This is a genomic window from Saccharothrix sp. ST-888 (genome assembly GCF_000955975.1).
Classification (GTDB): Bacteria; Actinomycetota; Actinomycetes; order Streptomycetales; family Streptomycetaceae; genus Kitasatospora.
Genome location: NZ_JYJF01000229.1, coordinates 1 through 2,689, shown reverse-complemented (window position 1 = coordinate 2,689; position 2,689 = coordinate 1). Strand labels below are relative to the sequence as shown.

Below are 2,689 nucleotides of genomic sequence, written 5' to 3'. Positions count from 1 at the left end.
CGGCGCACCGGTCCGCTGGTCCGCGCTGCACGAACACCGCAAGCCGCGCAGGGTGCCGCTGCCCACCTACGCGTTCGACACCAAGCGCTACTGGATCGAGCGGGCCGCCCAGCGGCCGTCGGGTCAGGACGGGACGCGACTGTTCCGGCCGGTCCTCCGGAAGGCCGCCGCCCCCGGCGCCGCCCCCGAGCCGGGCACGGCGCGCTGGCTGGTCTTCACCGACGCCGCCCCGGCCGCCGACCGCTGGACGGGACGGCTGCGCGAGTCGGGCGAGCAGGTGGTCACGGTGACCGCGGGCACCGACTACGAGCGCACGGCCCAGGACGCCTTCCGCGTCCGGCCCGAGATCGCCGGGGACTTCGAGCAGCTGGTGGACGCGCTCGAGGAGCAGGGCGGCCCCCGCACCTGGAACGTGCTGTACCTGTGGAACGTCGAGGCAGGCGCGAGCCTGGAGCAGGCCCGCGTCCGGTCGCTCGACGGCCTGGTGCTCCTGGCCCGCGCCGTGGGCCCGCGCCGTGGCGCCGACGCCACCCGGCTCGCCGTCGTCACCCGTGGTCTGGCCCAGCTGGAGGGGGAGGAACCGACGGCTCCCGCGGAGCAGGCGCTGGTCCTCGGTCCGGTGCGGACCCTTCCGCTGGAGTATCCGGCGCTCACCGCGTCCGTGATCGACTTCGAGGCCGCGGCGGACGGCGCGGAGGACGGCTTCGAGGCGGCCTTCCAGTCGGTCGTCACCGAGGTGCGCGCGGCGCTGCCGGACAGCCTCGTCGCGTACCGCAGCGCGGTCCGACACATCGAGCACGTCGAACAACTGCCGACCGCCTCCGCTGCGGCGCAGACCCGTTTCCGCCAGGGCGCGGTCTACCTGGTCACCGGCGGCTTCGGTGGCATCGGCACCGAGATCGCGGGCTGGCTGGCGCGCAACTACCAGGCGCGTCTGGTGCTCACCGGGCGCACCCCGCTGCCGCCGCGCGAGCAGTGGGCGGAGCTGGAGGGAGACCCGGGTACCGAGGCGGAGATCCGCCGCAGGCTGGCTCTGGTCCGCCGGCTGGAGTCGGCCGGTGCCGAGGTGCACGTCGAGTGCTTCGACGTGACGGACCGGGAGGCGCTCGCGCAGGCCCTGGGCCGCGCCGAGGCGCGTTTCGGGCCCATTGAGGGCGTGGTCCACGCCGCAGGCCTGGCCGGAGGCGGGCTGGCGCAGTTCCAGCAGTCCGAGGCCATGAGGCAGGTGCTGGCACCCAAGCTGGACGGCACGCTCGCCCTCGCCTCGGCGCTGCGGGAGCACCGGCTCGCTTTCTTCGCCGTCTTCTCCTCCGTCAGCGCGCTGCTGGGCAGCGTCGGCCAGGTCGACTACTGCGCCGCGAACGCCTTCCTGGACACCTGGGCGTGCTCGCCCGAGGCTCCGGAAGGTGCCGTGACCATCGCCTGGGACACCTGGCGCGGCGTCGGAATGGCGGCGCCCGAGCGCCTGCCCGCGGCCGTCGTCGCCGCCCACGCGGATCACGAGCGGTCCGGGATCCCGGCCGCCGCCGCCCTGGCGGTCTTCGAGCAGGCGGTCAGCGGTGGGCAGCGGCGCGTCGTGGTGTCGACCGGCACGCTGCCCGATCGGCTCGCCGCCCGCGGCACCCGCCACCTCGAACCGACACGACACGACGCCGGAACGCCGGTCGAGCGGTCCCGGGCCGAGGTCGAGCAGACACTGATCGAGATCTGGCGGAACCTCTTCGGGCGTTCGGAGATCGATGTCGACGCGAACTTCTTCGAGCTGGGCGGCGACTCGCTGCTCGTCATCGAGGCGGGTCGGCAGATCAAGGAGCGGCTGCAGACCGCACTCCCGGTGTCCGACCTCTTCAAGTACCCGACCGTCGCCCACCTGGTCGACCGGCTGTCCCCGGATTCTGCGGCGCAGGCGCTCCCGGCCCAGCGGACCGCGGAACCAAGGCCGGCGGACGACTCGGCGATCGCCGTGATCGGCATGGCGGCCCGCTTCCCGGGCGCGGACAACGTCGAGGAGTTCTGGCACAACCTCGTCAACGGCGTCGAGTCGCTGGTGCCCACCTCGGAGCCGGCCGAGTCGGCGATCGGCCCCCGCGGCCGGTACGTCGCTGTGGCCGGCACCCCGAACGGCGTCGACCAGTTCGACCCGGGCTTCTTCGGCTTCTCGCCGCGCGAGGCGGAGGTCATGGACCCGCAGCAGCGCCTGCTGCTGATGTGCTCGTACGAGGCTCTGGAGGACTCGGGCTACGACCCGCGGAACTACCCCGGTTCGGTCGCCGTCTACGTCGGCGCCGCGATGAGCAGCTACCTGCTCAACAACCTGGTCCCCCACCGTGGTTCCTCCGACCTCGATCCCCTGTTCGTCGGGATGGGCAACGACAAGGACTTCGCGGCGACCCAGATCTCGTACCGGCTCAACCTGCGCGGCCCGAGCGTGAGCGTCAGCACCGCGTGCTCGAGCTCGCTCGTCGCGATCGCGCAGGCCTGCCGGAGCCTCGCGGCGGGAGAGTGCGACGCGGCGATCGCGGGCGGGGTGAAGGTACGCGTGCCGGAGCGCGGCGGCTACCTCTACCAGGAGGGCGGGATCCAGTCTCCGGACGGGCACTGCCGTCCGTTCGACGCCGACGCGAACGGCACGGTCTTCGCCAGCGGCGTGGGCATCGTCGTCCTCAAGCGCCTCAGCGACGCCCTGCGC

1 protein-coding gene is annotated in these 2,689 nt (G+C 73.4%); it reads left to right on the top strand.

The window, feature by feature from the left end:
* A partial coding sequence (locus UK12_RS32190; RefSeq protein ID WP_045306754.1) for a type I polyketide synthase occupies window positions 1-2,689 on the top strand: 2,689 nt, incomplete at both ends.